The sequence below is a fragment of the Allobosea sp. GW821-FHT10B12 genome (assembly GCF_059415545.1).
In genome coordinates this window covers 262,766-280,276 of sequence record NZ_JBWKNL010000003.1, presented here as the reverse complement: position 1 = coordinate 280,276, position 17,511 = coordinate 262,766, and the positions used below count along the sequence as shown (strand labels likewise).

Below are 17,511 nucleotides of genomic sequence, written 5' to 3'. Positions count from 1 at the left end.
GGCGTCCAACTGATACGTCTATCGAGCAGCTTGCGATTCCGGTCAACGCAGGGCTCGCGGACGGAGCGATGATCTGCTAGCGCCGCGTCATGACCACCGCGTCGACAATGCCTGCTTTCGATCAGCCTGCTCGCGGGCGCGGCTTTGCTGCGACCTTCGTCGGCATCGTCGCTGGCGTGCTGCTGCTGACCGCGGCCGCGACGCTCTGGCGCGACCCGTTCTGGGTCTTCCGTGCGGCGCCACCCTGGACGCGTGACGGGGCCGGGGCGAGCCGTCTGCTCGACACGCAGATGCGCCGGGTGAAGCCGCTGCAGATCGCCAATCTCCGGCCGGGCACGCTGCTGGTCGGCTCCTCGGTGGTCTATCGCGGCCTCGATCCGCGCGACCTTGCGCCCGGGCTGCCGCAGCCGGCCTATAATGCCGGCATCGCCTCGCTGATGGGTGAGGAACTGCCGACGCTGGCGGCGCTGGCGCGCGATGTCGGCAGCATCAGATGCGTCGTCATCGGCCTCGACTACTTCATGTTCACGCGGTTTCCGCCGCCGCCATCGCTGCGGCCAGAATTGGCCAGCAGGCTCGGCCGCGCCGAGATGCGCCTGAAGCTGATGGTCAACTCGGAGGCGCCGGAGAACCTGCAAGGCGCCGGCCAGCGCCGCACCGAGCCGGGGCTCTGGCGCGGCGACGGCTTCAAGACCACGCCGGATTTCGATGCCGCGCTGACCCGCAAGATCGCAGCAGGGCAGGACATCGCCGCGATGGCCTATGAGCCTGAGCGGCTCGCGGCACTCGACAAGACCCTGGAGCGCCTGCGCGGCCTTGATATCGCGCTCTACCTCTCGCCTGTGAGCGCAGCACAGCTCGCCTTGCTGGCGCAAGGTGGGCGGCGGCCGGAGTTCGAGCGCTGGCGGGCGGATGTCGCCGTCGTGACCGGCCGGCATGGGCTCACCTTGCATGATCTGGCGACCGGCCATCCCTTCGACGATTTCGATCCGGAGAAAGGTTCGTCGCGCTTCTGGGTCGACAATGTCCATTTCAAGCCGGAGGTCGGGCGCTGGGTCCTGACCCAGCTCGGCCTCGCATCAGGCTCGGTCGCGCCAGCGCCTTAAGCGCAGGCGCGCCGCCGCCGCGAGCCGGGGCAGGGCAGCGGAGCGACCGGCGAGCGCGACGATGGCGCTCGCCATCTCCTGCCGTTCGCCCCAGGGATAGGCCGACGGATCGACCCGGTCACCGGCGCCGCTGTCGAGCCGGAAGGGGCGGCCGGCGGCGAAATCGGCACGCAGCATCTCGATGGCCAGCGCCCGGCCGGGCGAGAGCCGGGCCTTGCCCTCGTCATAGGCGATCTTGAGGAAATGCGACTGGCCGGCGAGATCGAGCAGCAGGCCGCCGGCGATTGGCTGATCATCCAGTCGCAGCAGGTCGACGCGGATTCCGTCGACGGCGGCGAAGTTATCGACGATCTCGCGGATATAGGCGCTGTCTCGGGGCAGGCTGGCGAGCGCAGTGCCGCTGCGGCCCTTCCAGCCGGCGGCTTCGAGGCTGAGAAAATCCTCCAGCGCGGCGATGGCCTGCGCACCGCGATGGCGCTGATAGGTGAGAACGCCGGCCTTCTCCAGCTGGCGATGCTGCTGCATGCGCTTCTTGTAGCCCTGGCCGAGGGCGCGGCGCAGATAGCGCTCGGCATCGTCGCCGGGCTCCGGAGCGAGCATCGGCCGCTGCCAGCGCTCGAAGGTCGTGATGCTGCCGCCGGTTGCCGCCAGCGCGGCTTCGAGCGCGGCGAAGACGCTGCCCTGCATCGAGAGCAAGGGCAGCTTCAGGATCTTCGGTAGATCGGGTGCGTCGACGATGGCTCGTACCAGCGCCAGGGCGACATCGTCCGCCCCCTCGCGATCGAGCACCGGGGCCGAGGAGACCTCGTAAAGCGGCACCAGCGGCGCTGCGAGAACCGGGATGAGGCCGCTATGGAGGCTCCGCGTCCGGCGCAGCGCCCAGAGGCCGAGCAGGCGTTCACTTTCGTCGTCATGAGCCGTCAGAACGATGATGTCGTCGCTGCCGATGCCGAAGCTCATCGCCGCCGCGACAGCTGCCGGTGCCATGTGCAGGTTGGGCGCCTCTGCCCTTCGGCAGAGGTCGGCGAAGGCTTCGGCGTACGCAGCGCCATAGGTCCCGGCCGGCAGGCGGCGGACCGAAACAGTCTTGGTCATGGGCGCGGCGGGCTGCTCGCGCGGCGGCGCAGGCCGAGCACGAAGGCGATCACCTGCGCCGTTGCGAGATAGAGCTCCTCGGGAATGCTGTCTTCGAGCTCGACCGCCGAGAGTGCCTGCGCCAGCACGGCGTTCTGCTCGACCGCGATGTCGTGCTCGCGCGCGGTCTCGATGATCTTCTCGGCGACGACGCCATGGCCCTTGGCGGTGACGCGCGGCGCGCCCTGGCCGTCATATTCGAGCGCGACGGCGAGCGGCAGCGGCTGCGATTGGCTCATGAACGCCGATCCAGAAACTGGCCTGCCGCCGCCTTGGCCTGCTGCGGGTGGCCGGTGAAGACCTCGAATTCGGCGCTGTCGAAGCGCGACCTCAATAGCGAGGTCTCCAGATCGGGTGTCGCCTGGCGCAGCAGGCGGCTGGTGTCCTCGCGCTCGGCCCAGAAGGACACGCCGATGGCGCGGCCTTGCAGCGTCACCACGCCCTGCAACGCGCCGAGCGGCTCGACATCGAGCGCGAAGCGCACCCGCCAGAGCGGCGCGTCGGGCGTGGCGGAGCCGGATTGCGGCGGGTCGCGCTCGATCTCGAGCGGCAGGACTGCAGTGCCGTTCGGCAGAGCGAGCGGGATCTCGGTGAGCCAGCGCGCCGGCGGCTGCTGGTCGAGGCGCGCCGCCTCCTGCGGCAGTGAGGCGTATTGGGCGAGCGCGATGCGATCGAGCGCCGCTTCCGCCTGACCGAACAGGGTCTGCGCGATCGCCGCCGGGCGGGCGGCGCTGGTCAGGCTCGGCTCCGCGGCCTGCTGCGGGGCCAACAGGCCGTCGCGTGGCGGAGCGGGGCGCGCCTTGGCTGGGGTCGAGGCGGCGGCCTCCTGCTCCGGCGTGTTGCGCATGGCCAAGCGCCCCGGCTGCGGCGCAGCTTCATTCGCGGCCTCGCCGGGGAGCGGCAATCTCGCCGCCGGCGCGCCTTCGACCGCGGGCTTGAGCAGGTCGCGCAGGCTCTGCAGCGCCGCCTTGAGGTCGGTCTGCGGTGACGGCGCCTCTCCCGCGGCCTGGCGGGCTTCGAGGAAGACGCCGGAGCGGGCGATGGCGGCCTTCAGCGCGTCCGCAGTGACCGGCCTGGTTTCGGTGGCCGGCAGGCGCTGGGCGAGGATCTGGTCGACCAGGGCCATCAAGGGCTTCGGCAAGGTCAGCGCGACCGAGCCCTGCGCCAGGCCGGCGAGATTGGCGAAGAGCGGAGCGAGGCTGTCCTGCCGCCCGAGCGCCGCGCCGAGCAGGGGGCCGGCGACCGCGCGCGGAGAGGCGGGCGCGGTCTGGGAAGCGACCGGCGCAGCCCCGGCGGGGACCGTGCGGCCGGCCTGCAAGGCAAGGGCGGCTGTCGATGGCTGCGCGGTTGCGGGGGGAACGCTTGCGGAGGTCGCCGCCTGTGTTTGCTGCGGCGTTGGCGGCGTGGTGCCGATCGTCTGTTGTGCGGGCGCTGCCGGAGCGTTGGCGCTATTGGCCGGCGCCGGGCGGATGTCGACCAGCGTCGCCTGCAAGGGCGCGCCGGGCTCGGCGGGCGCAGCGAGCTTGAGCATCAGGCCGGCGCCCGGCTGCAGCGCTGCCTGCCGGGCCTCGGGGCCGGCGAGCACGAGCGCGACCTTGACCCCGTTGACCAGGGCCGTGGCGTTGCCGTCGGCATCGAGCGAGACGAGCTTGGCCTCGACCGTCTTGCCGGCGGCGAGGCCGCCATTGCCGGTCATCGTCGCGAGCAGGGTCGCGAGATTCTGGCTCTTGATGAGCGCCGCGAGTTGCGCCGGATCGGACGGAATGGCTGCCATCCGGGCAGCCTGGCACGAAATGTTAAGGATTCTCTTGCGCGCGGCGGCATTGCGTCAGCGGCGCTGGTGCGGGGCACGGCTCTGCGGCAGGTTTGCCCGCCTGCTCAGGAGAGATCGTCATGGATTATCGCGCGCTTGGCCGCTCCGGCCTCAAGGTCTCGCCGCTCTGCCTGGGCACGATGATGTTCGGGGCGCAGACCGAAGAAGCCGATGCGCGGGCGATCATCGACAGCGCCGCCGCCTCCGGCATCAACTTCATCGATACGGCGGATGTCTATGCCGAGGGACGCTCGGAGGAGATCACCGGCCGGGCCATCGCCGGCAACCGCCAGGGCTGGGTGCTGGCGACCAAGGCGGCGAATGCGATGGGCGAGGGGCCGAACCAGCGCGGGCTCTCGCGCAAATGGCTGTTCGACGCCTGCGATGCCAGCCTGAAGCGACTCGGCACCGATTTCATCGACATCTACTACCTGCACAAGGAAGACCACGGGACGCCGCTCGCCGAGACGATCCGGGCGATCGGCGACCTCGTGCGGGCCGGCAAGGTCCGCTATTTCGGCGTCTCGAACTATCGCGGCTGGCGCATCGCCGAGATCTGCCGGCTCTGCGACGAGCTCGGCATCGACCGGCCGGTGGTCAGCCAGCCCTATTACAACGCGATGAACCGCATGCCCGAGGTCGAGCATCTGCCGGCCTGCGGCTATTACGGGCTCGGCGTCGCCAGCTATTCGCCGCTGGCGCGCGGCGTGCTGACGGCGAAATACGAGCCTGGCCAGGCGCCGCCGGAAGGCACGCGGGCCGGGCGCGCCGACAAGCGCCTGATGCAGACCGAATGGCGCGAGGAATCGCTGGTGATCGCCCGGACGATCCGCGACCATGCCGCGGCGCGGGGCCTCACGCCCGTTCAGTTCGCGGTCCGCTGGGTGCTCAACAACAAGCTCTTGACCGCGGCGGTGGCGGGCCCGCGCACCATGGAGCAATGGCAGGGCTATCTCTCGGCCCTGTCGGCCGATTTCACCGCCGAGGACGAGGCGCTGGTCGATTCACTGGTGCCGGCGGGACACCCCTCGACGCCGGGCTACAGCGATCCGGCCTATCCGCTGGAGGGAAGGGTGGCGCGGACGGGGTGAGCCCGTCGTCCTTCCCTTCTCCCCTTGCGGGAGAAGGTGGCCCGAAGGGCCGGATGAGGGGTCGGGCGACCTTTCCGCGTCATGGTCGGGCTTGTCCCGACCATCCACGTCTTCCTTCGGGCAATGCGGTGCTCAAGACGTGGATGCTCGCCACAAGGGCGAGCATGACGGAGAGGTCGGCGAGACCCCTCACCCTAACCCTCTCCCGCAAGGGGAGAGGGGACTGCCGCCGCTCTACGGATGCAGCTTCAGCCCCTTGATCGCCTTGTCGACGGCCTTGCGCTCGCCATGCAGCGCTATGCCGACCAGGTCGAGCGCCTCGGTCGCGACGGCTGCGACCGCGGCGCGATTGGCCTCGTCATGACCGGTCGCGAACAGCTCCCTGGTATAGAGCGAGGGCGTCAGGCCCGCTTCCCCGGCCCGGCGCAGGATGCGGGTGAGGTCGGCGGAGGTCGCGGCGAAGACCAGGATCGGCTGGCGCACCAGCGGACCGTAGACCTTGCCTGAGCCGTCGCGGTAAGCTTGGCCGCCGAGTTCCGGCGCGGCGGCGACCAGCCCGCCCGATAGGAAGGCGGTGACGTTGAGCTTCTGCCAGGCGGCGAGCTCTTCATGGACGATGATGGCAATCTTGGTGTCGAAGCGCATGACGACAGCGATAGAGCCCGCCGAGCCGGCCGGTCTTGAACGTTCGTGCGCGCTCGCCTCGCCCGGCGACTGGATCCGGACCGCGCCGGACGGGGAGGGCATCGAGCGGATCGAGGCCTTTTTCAGCGGCCATGCCTACGATACGCATCGGCACGACACCTATGCGATCGGCTACACGATCAGCGGGGTGCAGAGCTTCGACTATCGCGGCGCGCAGCGGGATTCGACGCCGGGCGACCTGATCGTGCTGCATCCGGACGAATTGCATAACGGCCGGGCCGGGATCGAGAGCGGCTTTCGCTATCGCATGGCCTATGTCGAGCCCGGGCTGATCATGGCGGCGCTGGCCGGGCGCGCCGGCGCGATCCCGTTCATCGGCAATGCCGTCTGCCGCGACGGCAGTCTGATGCGGGCGCTGGTCGGCCTGCTCGGCGATGTCGAGCACGGGCTGGAGCCGCTGGAACGCGACGCGGCGGTCGGGGCGCTGGCCGAGGCGCTGCTCAAGCTCGATCCATCCTGTGCCCTCACCGGCGCCGAGACACAGGCGATGCGGGCCTGCGAGCAGGCGCGCGATTTCCTGAGCGAAAGCCGCGACGAGGCGATCGATTCCAGCATGCTGGAGGCAATCACCGGGCTCGATCGCTATGCGCTGGCGCGGCAGTTCCGCCGCCGCTACGGAACCAGCCCGCATCATTACCTGGTGATGCGCCGGCTGGAGCGGGCAAGGCTGCTGATCCGCCAGGGCGAAGCCTTGGCCGAAGCGTCCGCAGCGAGCGGTTTCGCCGATCAGAGCCATATGACCCGGCACTTCCGGCGCGCCTATGGCCAGTCTCCCGGACGCTGGCGGGCGATGCAGGTTGGTGGTGTGCCGGAAGCCGCCTGAGCGCGGCTCAATTCACCACGCAGAAGCCGCCGACGACGATTTGTGAGCGGCACCAGATGCGCGACTCCGCTGGCTGTGAACCGCGCAACTCGGCTGTCTCGGTGGCCGCGAGCGCGGTGGGAGCTGCGATGCGCAGGGGCTGGTTTGCGGCTGCGCCGTCCGTCTGGCGGGCGCGCAGCGTCGGCGTGACCACGACATGGGAGCCGTCGCGGTGGCCCTGGCTCGTATGCGTCGTTTGCGAACGGCTGCCGCCGAAGCGGAATTTGGCGGCTTCGGCGCTCGTCGGCAGCAGGGCGATAGCGAGGGCGGCGATGGCGAGGGGACGGATCATACCAGGCTCCATTGCGCGGCATGAGTGTGCCGCAGCGGGCCCGGACTGCCCAGCAAGACCTCGGATCAGGCTGAGCGAGGGGTTAAGCGGATAGCGAAGGCTGTGCGGTGGCCCGGGCCCTGGCCAACCCATCCCAGGCCATCATCGCCCCTTGCGCCACGGCTTCGAGCTCGGTGCGGGTCGCCCCGTCACGCGCGCGGATCGACATGCCCTGTTGCACCGTGATGTAGAAGGACGCGATGGCTGAGATGTCGCACGACGCAGGAAGCGCGCCTTTCGCGGCCTCGGCCCGCAAGCGGGCCTCCAGCAGAGCTTGCATCTCGGCGCGGGCGTCGCGCAGTTCGCAGGCGGCCTCCTCGCTCACTCCGGCAGCCTGGATGACGGAGAGCACGACCATGCAGCCCGCTGGCTTGCCGGGGCGGGTGAAGAGCCTGGCCGACCCCATCAGATAGGTCTCGATCGCCGTGCGCGCATCCGGAGCAGCAGCGAGCGCGGTGCCGAAGCCACCGCCTTCGTAGTCGTCGTAGAGCGCCATCGTCTCGCGATAGAGCGCCTCCTTGCTGCCGAAGCAGGCGTAGAGACTGGGCGCGTTGATGCCCATCGCCGCGGTGAGCTCGCTCATCGAGGTGCCCTGATAGCCCTTCTCCCAGAACAGCAGCATAGCCCGGTGGAGGGCTTTTCCCCGGTCGAAAGCGCGAGGGCGGCCTCGTTCGGCCATGGTCATCACCTTTCTGTATCGACCGGTAAATAAATCGCTTGACGCCTCGGGGCAAGCGAGTCATCGATATATGTATCAATCATTACAGATTTGGTGACCCATGACGAAACTGGCAGGCAAGACGGCCCTGGTAACCGGCGGCAGCCGCGGCATCGGCGCAGCGACGGCCCTCCGGCTGGCGCAGGACGGCGCGGATGTAGCGTTGACCTATGAGCGCGCCGGCGACAAGGCCGAGGCTGTGGCGGCGCAAATCCGGGCGCTTGGCCGCAAGGCTGTCGTGCTGCAGGCCGACAGTGCCGATCCGGCGGCGCTCACGGCGGCTGTCGACAAGGCGGTGGCCGAGCTCGGCGGGCTCGACATCCTCGTGAACAATGCCGGCATCTGGCATTATGGCGAGGTCGGCAGCTGGGACATCGGCGAGATCGACCAAGTCATCGCGGTCAATGTCCGGGCGGTGATCGTCGCCTCGCAGGCGGCCGCAAAGCACCTGCCGGATGGCGGGCGGATCATCACCACCGGCTCGTGCCTGGCCGAGCGTGTGATGGAGCCCGGGATCGCGCTCTATGCGATGAGCAAGGCGGCGCTGATCGGCTTCACCAAGGGCCTCGCTCGCGATCTCGGGCCACGCGGCATCACCGTCAACGTCGTCCATCCCGGCTCGACCGATACCGACATGAACCCGGCCGATGGTGACCATGCCGAGGCGCAGCGCCAGCGCATGGCGATCCCGCGTTATGGCAAGGCCGAGGACATCGCCGGCCTGATTGCCTATCTCGCCAGCGAGGAAGGGCGCTTCATTACCGGCGCGGGGATCGCGATCGATGGCGGGGTGAACACCTGAGCGCCAACGCGTTTAGTGCCCGGGCAGGACGATGATCGTCGGCTTGGCCGGCAGGCTCGCTTTCGACAGCACGATCTGCGGCCGGTCACGGCGCTCGACCGGCCAGAGGTCCTGCGAGCGGCCGAGGAAGCGGTTGAGTGTGCCGCCACCGAAGAAGTGCATGGGGATCATCACCCTGGCCTGCACGGCTTTCAGCACCTCCAGCATGCCTTCCTGGTCGAGCGTATAGCTGCCGTCGACCGGGAAGAGCACGATGTCGACCCGCCCGAGCGCGCGCAAATGGCCGGGTTCGAGCGGGTGGTGGAGATGGCCGAGATGGGCGATGCAGAGCTCGCCGATCTCGAAGACGAACATCGAGTTGCCGTCATAGTCGGTGTCGCCGCCATAGGAGCGGATATTGGTCGGGACATTGCGCACGCGCATGTCGCCCATCGTGACGTCGTGACGAGCGGCGCCTCTGCCGGAGGGGTCCCAACCCGGCAGGACCTGCTTGATGGCCGGATCGGGCGAGCGTGAATTATGGGTCGAATGCGCCTTGTTCATCGTGGCGATGTCGGGCGTCACCGGCGGGCGGACATAGTCGTTGTAGTCGGTCGCCGCCTTCACCCCGCCCGGCGTCTCGATCAGGAAGGTGGCGTGGCCGACGAAGGTCAGCCGGACCTCGTCCTTGCCGAGGTTCACGCGCTGGATCGGCAAGCGATAGCTCGCCATTTCCGGCCGGCAGCCAGGCTCGTTGGCCTGGGCGAGGGCGGGGAAGGGCGAGAGCAAGGCAGGTGCGGAGAGAGCGAACATGCCGAGGAGCGCCCGCCAGCCCGCCTTGATACCGAAGTCCGCCATTGCGTTTCCTCCGCTGCCACGCCGAAGCTTAGCCGCTCGCAAGAGCGGGGCCAGCCCTCGTGGCGCCCGCTCGCGAATTCGTGGGCGGGCTAGTGATAGCGGTTGAACGAGTAGCGGCGGACGACGGGCTACGAAAAGCAAGCGCCTGGCCGAACCCAAACGGCTCCGCATTCGACAGAGGGCGGTGCCTGCCCAAGCGAGGCGGCCATTTGCAAGATCGGCAACTTGAATCGCACCTCTGCGGTCCAGGTCAGCTTGTCGTTCCTGGCTCTTGCGGCTGCTGCGAGGCATCCTGGCGTGCACCTAGGCATGCCTGATCGTGGCGAGATCCCGCCAGGGTGGTCAGTTCCGCCTCTGCCCGGTCAAGCAGCAGTTCCAACACCGGGTGTTTCAGTTTCTTCACCGAATCCGCCAGCTTGGGGAGCTCTTCGGCAACGACGGTCAGTGGATCGCGCTCTGTCATGCGTGCCTCGGCCAGGCAAATTCAGCCGGAGGTTGTTATGGCAAAATTGCTGACGCTACGCCACCTCGGCGTCAAAGACCGGATCGCTCGGAAGCTCGTAAGCAGGGTCGGCCGGTAAGTCGCTGTAATCCGAGTAGCCTTCGAACAGCGCCTGGAGCTCGTGCTCCTCGATGAAGCGGCGGATTTCCGCCGGCGGGATATAGTCCTTTCGGAACCAGGGGAAGCGCGCCGGATTGAAGACGTCGCGGATGTAGGTGATGCATTTGCGCACCTGCGGCTGATCCATCACCTGGCGGTTGCAGACGAGCCAGACATCCCGGGTCAACAGCCAGTCCTCGGCTACGTGCACGAGACCGGTCGTGATCGTCTCGCTATAGGTCGGAATGGCGGTCAGGCCGCCACCACGCTTCACGCCGATCAGTTGGGCCGAGGCGGTGTTGGTGCCGAAGCGCACGAACTCGTCCTTCGGCCTGGTGTGCTCATCCAGGCGCAAGGCGTGGCTCCAGATCTGCGCGCCGGAAATCTCCAGCACGTTGAAATTGTCGATCTCGGCTTTGCTCATGGGCTTGCCGTTCTTTCGCACATATTCCTGGCTGGCGAAGAGCACGACATGCAGCCAACACAGCCGAACCACGACCAGATCCGGATTGCTTGGCCGCTCGAACTGAATGGAAAAGTCCACCGCAAGGTTGGCAACGTCCTGCTGGGCGACCTCGCAGTTGAGGTAGACTGTAATGTCCTTCTCTTTCTCAACCAGCTCCAGCAGCCGCGGCACGATCCAGAACGAGCCGAGACCTTCCGTGCAGCCGATCCGCACCCCGCGGCGCTGATCCTTCGCATTGGCCACCGAGGCCGCGAGGCGGCGGGCGCCGTTGTACATGACCTCCGCCTGTTCGCGCAGCGCCGCACCTTCGGGCGTCAACACCAGGCCGTTATGGGTCCGGACGAAGAGGGCGCGTCCCAGCGTTTGCTCGAACGCCTCGAACCGCAGCCGCAGATTGTGGACGCCTCGCTCGAGGATGCGCCCGGCCTCCCGGTAGCTGCGCACTTCGGCCAGCACCAGGAAGATCCGGACGTCATCCCAGTCCAGCGCTGCCATGGGCGCGAGCTTAGACTGTGTCATTTCTGAGTGCACCTGCGTCGTTTTCCGATGCAGCCGAGCCTCTGAATCGCTGGTACTGTCTGAGTGTTCGTGAGAATTCCTCTCACTCAACTTGGGGGCGCGGGCCATGGGCATTCACACTGTGCCAGTTGGGAAGAAGGTATCTCATCGCAAGGTGAGAAATCTTCTCGGGTTAAACTCGGAGAAATATGGCAAGGGGGTAATCTGCTATACTCCAACCGAGGAAATAATCACTCATCTTCTCGAAAATGCTACTTCATATATTATGAAGCTGGCACCCATCGATGTCGTCATGAAGGTGTTTCGCTACAATCCGGAAGCTATTGTTGCCTTCAATCGCGGCGCTTGGCGAGAGAAACCCGGCAATGATTCACTGGGCTTCTGGTGCCACCTGCCTCTTAATGCGGATGGTCACGACGCCTTGTTCGATGGCAGGCTGGATCGCGGCAATCCGGATCTTCGCTACATTTGCCGGCAGCACGAGCGGCCAGCGGCGATCTATCACTGGCTGGTCTACGCCCAGCCGAACATTCTCGGCGGCCTGTCGCTGGTGATGGACCGCTTCACCTCGGTGCGGCTGCGCGGCCTGCCGATGTACTGCATCGCGGCGACGCCGACCGCGCACAGCCTGTTTCTGAGCTCCGGCTTCAAGCAGGGCGCGAGCCACAAGCATTGGGTCAACCCCAACATGATGACGCTGGTGCCGCCGGATCCCGCGGCGGACCGGCCGATCTATGACAGCTATGTGCCGAACCCGCCCGATCCGAAGAAGCTCGGCATCAAGGTGGCGCACACGGTTCATGAGCTGATGGTTGCGGCTTCGATCCGCGGCGCAGCCTATGTCGGCGAGCGGATGCTGCCGGTCTATGACGACATGGACGGCAACGACCTCTCGGCCACGCATCTGATCGGCTATGTCGGCGACGAGCCGGCCGGCTGCATCCGGATCCGCTACTTCGCGGACTTCGTGAAGCTCGAGCGGCTCGCGGTCATCCCGCAGCACCGCGGCGGCCTGGCCTTCAAGCTGGCACGTGCTGCCATCGCCTTCGCGCAGATGAAGGGCTACAGCCGGTTCTATGGCCAGGCGTCCTACCCCTACATCAAGCTGTGGAAGCATCTCGGCTTCACGCAGCGCTCCGATGAAGGGCTGACGCACGTCACCGACGAGGTCTACCACGAGATCGACCTGGTGACCGATCCGCCGGTTGAGCGGCTGACCCCAGATTCCGGGGGGCTCGTCCTCGTCCGCCGCGAGGGGCAATGGGACCGCCCCGGCGCCTACGAGACCTGGGGAGAAAACCAATGAGCGATCCTGTTGCCGAACGCGATATGTCCAACAGCCTGATCGCGATCGAGCGGGAGCCGACGCAGGAGGAGGAACTCGCAGCCATCACGACGATGGTCGCCTATCTCCTGCCGCAGGCGCGCAAGCTCAGCCCGTCCCTGGCCATGTATCTCGGCCTTGCCTTGCACGAGCTGTCGCTGCTGCGGGCGATCGACGATGGGGTGGTCGTTCGCCTGCAGTCGTGAGGGGGGAGGGGGAGGCTCTGGACCGATCTGTTCAGAGCCTCTCCTGCCTGTCTACTGTCGATGCTTCCTGCGCGGTAGACGGAGCCGCAAAGTTCCTGTTCAGTGGAGCGGGGAGCTGCCAATGAGCAAGAAGAATCCGAACCCGATTGACTGCCATGTCGGCAGTCGCGTGCGAATGCAGCGGATGCTTGCTGGCATCAGCCAGGAACGGCTTGGCTCTGCCCTGGGGGTAACCTTCCAGCAGATTCAGAAGTACGAAAAGGGGTCCAATCGGATCAGCGCCAGCCGTCTCCAGCAAATCGCCGATCTGCTGAAGACCGATGTCGCTTTCTTCTTCCATGGCATGTCCCAGTCGACGAAAGCCCTGGAGCCGACCAGGAATACGAACCCCGAGGCAGTCCTTGAATTCACGATGACGTCGCAAGGCGTTCAGCTGAACAAGGCGTTCGCGAAGATCAAGGACCAACTCGTCCGCCGCCGACTTGTCGATCTGGCAGAGGTCCTGGCCGAAGAAGGTCAAAAAGACGAGATTTCCGGAGCCGAGGACCTTTAGGTCGCGCCGGTCCCTCGTCGGCCAGATCGCACCACACGATCTACCACGAGGGGAGCTTGCCATGTCGAGCGCAGACGACGCGCGTGCAAATCATGATCAGCACTATTTCATCGACGGCGCGGAGGCCTTCATGGCTGCCGCGCACAGCCCCTGGCGGGAGATCCGCACTGCGCCCGTGCTCCAGCGAGTCATTGTCGGCGCCAGTCAGCTGACGGAAAACGGTGTCGGCAGCTACTGGTGGCAAGAGGAAGATGTCACCAGCGCGGACGGGCTACCGACCAGGCACCCGGCCGCCACGCATTGGCGAGCTTGCCAGAGGTGATGTCGATTGCTCGGGCGAGCAAGCAGCCGGATGAAGGATTTCAGCCTGCCAGAGATATCGCGTGCCGAGCCCCCCGGCCGTCATTTTCGAGCCAGGGCAGCTGTAGCGGGTCGCGGCCAGCCGTTGCCTTCCGCGGCCTCGTCGCCTATCTAGCGGCCAGATTTCCCCAAAGCCCGAACGCCAGTCGCAAGCGGAGCCCGCACGCCCCATGTCTCGTCAGTTCATCTACCATATGCGCGGCCTGTCGAAGACCTATCCGGGCGGCAAGCAGGTCCTGAAGGACATCCACCTCAGCTTCTATCCGGACGCCAAGATCGGCGTGCTCGGTGTCAACGGCGCCGGCAAGTCGACCCTGCTCAAGATCATGGCCGGCTTCGACAAGGAGTGGACCGGCGAGGCCTGGGTCGCCGAGGGCGCACGCGTCGGCTATCTGCCGCAGGAGCCCAAGCTCGACGAGAACCTCAACGTCCGCGACAACATCATGCTCGGCGTCGGCCCGCAGAAGGCGATCCTCGATCGCTACAACGAGCTCGCCATGAACTATTCGGACGAGACCGCCGACGAGATGACCAATCTCCAGGACGAGATCGAGGCCAAGGGCCTGTGGGATCTCGATTCCAAGGTCGACCAGGCGATGGACGCGCTGCGCTGCCCGCCGGACGACTGGGCGGTCGGCAAGCTCTCGGGCGGCGAGCGCCGCCGCGTCGCGCTCTGCAAGCTGCTGCTCGAGCAGCCCGAGCTGCTGCTGCTCGACGAGCCGACCAACCATCTCGACGCCGAGACCACCGCCTGGCTCGAAGGGCACCTCAGGACCTATCCGGGTGCGATCCTGATCGTCACCCACGATCGCTACTTCCTCGACAACGTCACCAGCTGGATCCTCGAGCTCGATCGCGGCCAGGGCATCCCGTACGAAGGCAACTACTCGGCCTGGTCGGTGCAGAAGCAGAAGCGCCTCGCCCAGGAAGGTCGCGAGGACGTCTCGCGCCAGAAGACCCTGGAGCGCGAGGCCGAGTGGATGGCCGCCTCGCCGAAGGCGCGCCAGGCCAAGAGCAAGGCCCGCATCCAGCGCTATGACGAGCTGGTGCAGAAGGCCTCGAACAAGGGGCCGGACACCGCCCAGATCATCATCCCGATCGCCGAGCGGCTCGGCAACAACGTCGTCGATTTCGAGGGCCTGTCGAAGGGCTTCCAGGACAAGCTCCTGATCGACGGGCTCTCCTTCAAGCTGCCGCCGGGCGGCATCGTCGGGGTGATCGGCCCCAACGGCGCCGGCAAGACCACGCTGTTCAAGATGATCACCGGAGTCGAGAAGCCCGATGCCGGCACGATCAAGATCGGCGAGAGCGTCCAGCTCGGCTATGTCGACCAGAGCCGCGACTCGCTCGACGACAAGAAGAATGTCTGGGAGGAGATCTCCGGCGGAAACGACATCATCTATCTCGGCAAGAAAGAAATCAATTCAAGGGCTTATTGCTCGGCCTTCAACTTCAAGGGCGGCGACCAGCAGAAGAAGGTCGGCTCGCTCTCAGGCGGTGAACGCAACCGCGTCCACCTCGCCAAGATGCTGAAGTCGGGCGCCAACGTCCTCCTGCTCGACGAGCCGACCAACGATCTCGACGTCGACACGCTGCGGGCGCTCGAAGAGGCGCTGGAGGATTATGCCGGCTGCGCCGTGATCATCAGCCACGATCGCTGGTTCCTCGACCGCATCGCGACCCACATCCTCGCCTTCGAGGGCGACAGCCATGTCGAATGGTTCGAGGGCAATTTCCAGGATTACGAGGAAGACAAGCAGCGCCGGCTGGGCATCGACAGCACCATTCCGAAGCGCATCCAGTACAAGAAGTTCACGCGCTAAGAGACTGGCGCAGGATTCAAAAAAGCCCGCGCTCCGGAAACGGGGCGCGGGCTTTTTCTATGGGGTGATGGGATTGGGCGGGCGACGCGATGTGAACGCCGGAAACGGATCGAAAGTGGAGGTTTGAGGCCCTGCTTGTGGCGCTCTTCGCGACTTGCCATGCGATAGGTCGCGCCATTTCGGTCCGCTCTACCCATCTCAGCGCGTTATCAACGAGTGGTAGAACCGGCGGTGTGCCAAGGGTACCCAGTCGCAACGGCAAATGCTGCAAGGTTATGAGCATCTGACGCTCGATAGGGTGGAAGCCCCCGCTCTGAAAATTGGTGAAAGAGCTTTTCGAACTGTGCCCTGAACTCAGCTTTCCTGTCCAAATGGCGGCTGAGTGTCTTCTCTGCGAGTTCCACATGCCTGGTCGCGAGAAGGTAGCTTAGGAGGGCCTCGGGCGGCGCTTGGTTGTTACCCTCAGTGGCTGCGAAACCTTCGACCGGTCCTTCGAAGATCGAAAAAAGCGGGAAGGCGCCAGCCCGAATTGTAGCAGTGAAGTCATCTACGATTGCGCTGCGTTCTGCTTTATTAGCGAAATCCCACTCCATCCAACCGGGCGGCTTGCACAAATACCCAAGCTGAGAGGTGAACAGGGGAGTGGTATTCAAGTGAATCCAGCTGCTGGAGTGCTTCTTTCGCCAAGCGGCTAGTGCCTTGGAATATACGAGGGCATAGGCCGAGATCGCAGCTCTTTGTCCTGCGACATTGTTATGGTCAGAATGGACGCTGATCACAAAAGTGAAGTCATTACACTTTCGGGTGAAGCGCGGTCCTGAACGCAGGAAAACGTAGCCGTCGGTCGCGATGGCGTCGTCAACCACACTCAGTGCATCCAAAATTGCTTCCTTCGGTTTTTCGGCATCAGCAACCGGGTTCTGCCTGGCTTGGCCCGCAGCGCGTTGCTGCTGCGCTGTCGCGTCTACGAGCTCTGGGAATGATAGAGGTTTTGCCATGTTGACCCATCGTCGTCACTGCGCTGCCGAGCAAGACAGCATCTGCAGCGCTCCACGACAAGCTCCGGTTGAAGCGGTCCGTCTCATTGCTGCTTTGACTTGCAGCGTGCTTGCCGCCCAGTATGCGAGTGGAGGCGCCGGGCAGCACCGAGCGCGTTAAGTCTCGGCCCGTCATATGTCTTCGCCAATCAGCAACACGCTTCAGAGCGCACTCGCACTGGTGCGCGCCAAACGCGAGGCTGGGCAATGGGTAGGAGCCGAACTCGACGAAGTCATCAGGCTGTTGGACGAGCTGCCAGCTGGAGAGGTCGTGCATGCCGCCGGCGCGATCGCGGATGGCGCCGGGCTCTTTCATCGCCTGCATCTGGAGCCTTTTGTCCAACCGCTGCAGCGTGCTCCTACCGACCAGGAACAACTGCTCAAGAGGCCCGAGCTTGCCGGCCTTTTCCTGTTCCATCGTGATGGGCGGTTGCGCGAACTGGCGCTTAAGCATTTCGCTGGCGGACTTTCGTCTCCTTTCCTGTTCGCAGCGGTTGCGTATCGACTGAACGATTGGGCGGAGCCTGTGCGCGAAGCTGCCGTGGCGTGCGCGCTTCGCTGCTTTCCACAGACAAGCCCGGATATTGTCGCCCGGTCGGCGGAGGCCCTTCTGGTCCGTAGCAATAGTTGGAGCAGGTGGGACGGCGAGCGCGAGCTGCTCGATCAGGCTCTCTCTCGGGCGGATGTCGCCGAAGCCCTGGCAGAGTTGCTCATTGCGCAGACGAACGGCTCGGGTGCGAGGACGCTTCGCTTTGCCCTACGAAGCCCGGCGCTTGATCCGCACTTGATGCGCGTGGCCTTCGAGGCTGTCCAGCCCTCGCTGCGCGCGACGGCCTTCGCTTTCCTGATCGACGGCAACGCGTCCTGGCCATCCGGATACGGCTGGCGCTGGGTGGACAAATCCATGGGCGAGCGGAAACGCGAGATCGTCTATGCGGAGCGCGCTTTGACGGTCGCGCATGATCGCGCTCGGCTCATAGCCAAAGCCGTTGATGACCGATCCGCTGTTGTCCGCCGTGTCGGGTTGGACGGCGTTATCCGCTTTTTCAAGGGACGGCCTGAGGCCACCGACTACGCATCGAAACTGCTGGCGGATCGGTCTCTAGCTGTCCGCGAGCGCGCGGAATTCATCATGAAGCGAGCTGTTTCGGAGCAGGCTTCGATCTAGTCCTTGTTCTGCCGGCAGATGACGAGATTGCCGCGCCGGCTGCATTCCGACGCGG

Annotated in this window: 20 protein-coding genes; 10 read left to right on the top strand and 10 right to left on the bottom strand. The window is 65.8% G+C overall.

The genetic code is table 11. The features are described from left to right. Window positions 1–107 precede the first annotated feature (107 nt). A complete protein-coding gene (locus AC07O0_RS11165) occupies window positions 108–1,106 on the top strand; it encodes a hypothetical protein (protein WP_494622929.1) in 999 nt (332 codons plus the stop codon). Here the strand turns inward: AC07O0_RS11165 and AC07O0_RS11160 are convergent. Genes AC07O0_RS11160 through fliK form a run of 3 tightly spaced genes read right to left on the bottom strand, consistent with a single transcriptional unit; the run spans window position 1,080 to window position 4,014 of the window. Then, window positions 1,080–2,201: a GNAT family N-acetyltransferase gene (locus tag AC07O0_RS11160; RefSeq protein WP_494622927.1), complete on the bottom strand. Its 1,122-nt coding sequence runs from the start codon at window positions 2,199–2,201 to the stop codon at window positions 1,080–1,082. The two genes, AC07O0_RS11165 and AC07O0_RS11160, sit on opposite strands and share 27 nt — an antisense overlap. Continuing rightward, complete coding sequence (locus AC07O0_RS11155) at window positions 2,198–2,479, bottom strand: EscU/YscU/HrcU family type III secretion system export apparatus switch protein (protein WP_494622925.1); 282 nt, start codon at window positions 2,477–2,479, stop codon at window positions 2,198–2,200. Before AC07O0_RS11155 ends, AC07O0_RS11160 begins: the two co-directional genes overlap by 4 nt. After that, the gene (gene fliK / locus AC07O0_RS11150; protein ID WP_494622923.1) at window positions 2,476–4,014 is read right to left on the bottom strand and encodes a flagellar hook-length control protein FliK; all 1,539 of its coding nucleotides are present in this window, start codon (window positions 4,012–4,014) and stop codon (window positions 2,476–2,478) included. The genes AC07O0_RS11155 and fliK overlap by 4 nt, the downstream gene beginning before the upstream one ends. A 119-nt stretch (window positions 4,015–4,133) precedes the next feature. Between fliK and AC07O0_RS11145 the strand changes: the two genes are divergently transcribed. Then, entirely contained in the window at window positions 4,134–5,144 is a 1,011-nt protein-coding gene (locus AC07O0_RS11145; protein ID WP_494622921.1) for an aldo/keto reductase, read from the top strand. A gap of 234 nt (window positions 5,145–5,378) precedes the next feature. On the opposite strand, the gene AC07O0_RS11140 is transcribed toward AC07O0_RS11145, so the two are convergent. Then, a complete protein-coding gene (locus tag AC07O0_RS11140; RefSeq protein ID WP_494622919.1) occupies window positions 5,379–5,789 on the bottom strand; it encodes a DUF2000 family protein in 411 nt (136 codons plus the stop codon). Here AC07O0_RS11140 and AC07O0_RS11135 point away from each other — a divergent pair. Continuing rightward, window positions 5,788–6,672 (top strand): AraC family transcriptional regulator, encoded by an 885-nt coding sequence (locus AC07O0_RS11135; RefSeq protein ID WP_494622917.1) that lies wholly within the window; start codon window positions 5,788–5,790, stop codon window positions 6,670–6,672. The genes AC07O0_RS11140 and AC07O0_RS11135 overlap by 2 nt on opposite strands. A gap of 7 nt (window positions 6,673–6,679) precedes the next feature. Here the strand turns inward: AC07O0_RS11135 and AC07O0_RS11130 are convergent, their stop codons facing one another. Together AC07O0_RS11130 and AC07O0_RS11125 are read right to left on the bottom strand one after the other, a co-directional pair. Beyond that, on the bottom strand, window positions 6,680–7,003 hold the full coding sequence (locus AC07O0_RS11130) for a hypothetical protein (protein ID WP_494622915.1): 324 nt from the start codon (window positions 7,001–7,003) through the stop codon (window positions 6,680–6,682). Window positions 7,004–7,085: 82 nt separating this feature from the next. Next, window positions 7,086–7,664: a TetR/AcrR family transcriptional regulator gene (locus tag AC07O0_RS11125; protein ID WP_494622913.1), complete on the bottom strand. Its 579-nt coding sequence runs from the start codon at window positions 7,662–7,664 to the stop codon at window positions 7,086–7,088. A gap of 157 nt (window positions 7,665–7,821) precedes the next feature. Here AC07O0_RS11125 and AC07O0_RS11120 point away from each other — a divergent pair, with 157 nt between their 5' ends. After that, entirely contained in the window at window positions 7,822–8,562 is a 741-nt protein-coding gene (locus tag AC07O0_RS11120; RefSeq protein ID WP_494622911.1) for an SDR family NAD(P)-dependent oxidoreductase, read from the top strand. 12 nt (window positions 8,563–8,574) lie between these two features. Here AC07O0_RS11120 and AC07O0_RS11115 read toward each other — a convergent pair whose 3' ends face one another. The 3 genes from AC07O0_RS11115 to AC07O0_RS11105 all read right to left on the bottom strand — a co-directional run bounded on the left by AC07O0_RS11115 (window position 8,575) and on the right by AC07O0_RS11105 (window position 10,961). Continuing rightward, window positions 8,575–9,399 (bottom strand): MBL fold metallo-hydrolase, encoded by an 825-nt coding sequence (locus AC07O0_RS11115; RefSeq protein WP_494622909.1) that lies wholly within the window; start codon window positions 9,397–9,399, stop codon window positions 8,575–8,577. A 250-nt stretch (window positions 9,400–9,649) separates the two neighbouring features. Further along, window positions 9,650–9,862, bottom strand: a complete 213-nt coding sequence (locus AC07O0_RS11110; RefSeq protein ID WP_494622907.1) for a hypothetical protein — start codon at window positions 9,860–9,862, stop codon at window positions 9,650–9,652. Between the two features lie 55 nt (window positions 9,863–9,917). Further along, complete coding sequence (locus AC07O0_RS11105) at window positions 9,918–10,961, bottom strand: LysR family transcriptional regulator (RefSeq protein ID WP_454024511.1); 1,044 nt, start codon at window positions 10,959–10,961, stop codon at window positions 9,918–9,920. 130 nt (window positions 10,962–11,091) lie between these two features. Between AC07O0_RS11105 and AC07O0_RS11100 the strand changes: the two genes are divergently transcribed. From AC07O0_RS11100 to ettA, 5 genes are all read left to right on the top strand, one after another. Then, window positions 11,092–12,291 carry a GNAT family N-acetyltransferase gene (locus AC07O0_RS11100; protein WP_494622905.1) on the top strand — a complete coding sequence of 400 codons (1,200 nt, stop codon included), beginning with the start codon at window positions 11,092–11,094 and terminating at the stop codon, window positions 12,289–12,291. Then, window positions 12,288–12,515 carry a hypothetical protein gene (locus AC07O0_RS11095; RefSeq protein WP_494622903.1) on the top strand — a complete coding sequence of 76 codons (228 nt, stop codon included), beginning with the start codon at window positions 12,288–12,290 and terminating at the stop codon, window positions 12,513–12,515. The genes AC07O0_RS11100 and AC07O0_RS11095 overlap by 4 nt, the downstream gene beginning before the upstream one ends. 121 nt (window positions 12,516–12,636) lie before the next feature. Then, on the top strand, window positions 12,637–13,068 hold the full coding sequence (locus tag AC07O0_RS11090; protein WP_494622901.1) for a helix-turn-helix domain-containing protein: 432 nt from the start codon (window positions 12,637–12,639) through the stop codon (window positions 13,066–13,068). Window positions 13,069–13,129: 61 nt separating this feature from the next. Then, window positions 13,130–13,390, top strand: a complete 261-nt coding sequence (locus AC07O0_RS11085; RefSeq protein WP_494622899.1) for a hypothetical protein — start codon at window positions 13,130–13,132, stop codon at window positions 13,388–13,390. A 208-nt stretch (window positions 13,391–13,598) separates the two neighbouring features. Continuing rightward, complete coding sequence (gene ettA, locus AC07O0_RS11080) at window positions 13,599–15,251, top strand: energy-dependent translational throttle protein EttA (RefSeq protein WP_494622897.1); 1,653 nt, start codon at window positions 13,599–13,601, stop codon at window positions 15,249–15,251. Window positions 15,252–15,460: 209 nt separating this feature from the next. Here ettA and AC07O0_RS11075 read toward each other — a convergent pair whose 3' ends face one another. Continuing rightward, entirely contained in the window at window positions 15,461–16,249 is a 789-nt protein-coding gene (locus tag AC07O0_RS11075) for a hypothetical protein (RefSeq protein WP_494622895.1), read from the bottom strand. Window positions 16,250–16,424: 175 nt separating this feature from the next. On the opposite strand from AC07O0_RS11075, the gene AC07O0_RS11070 reads away from it, so the two are divergent. Then, window positions 16,425–17,456 (top strand): hypothetical protein, encoded by a 1,032-nt coding sequence (locus tag AC07O0_RS11070; protein WP_494622893.1) that lies wholly within the window; start codon window positions 16,425–16,427, stop codon window positions 17,454–17,456. Window positions 17,457–17,511: the final 55 nt, after the last annotated feature.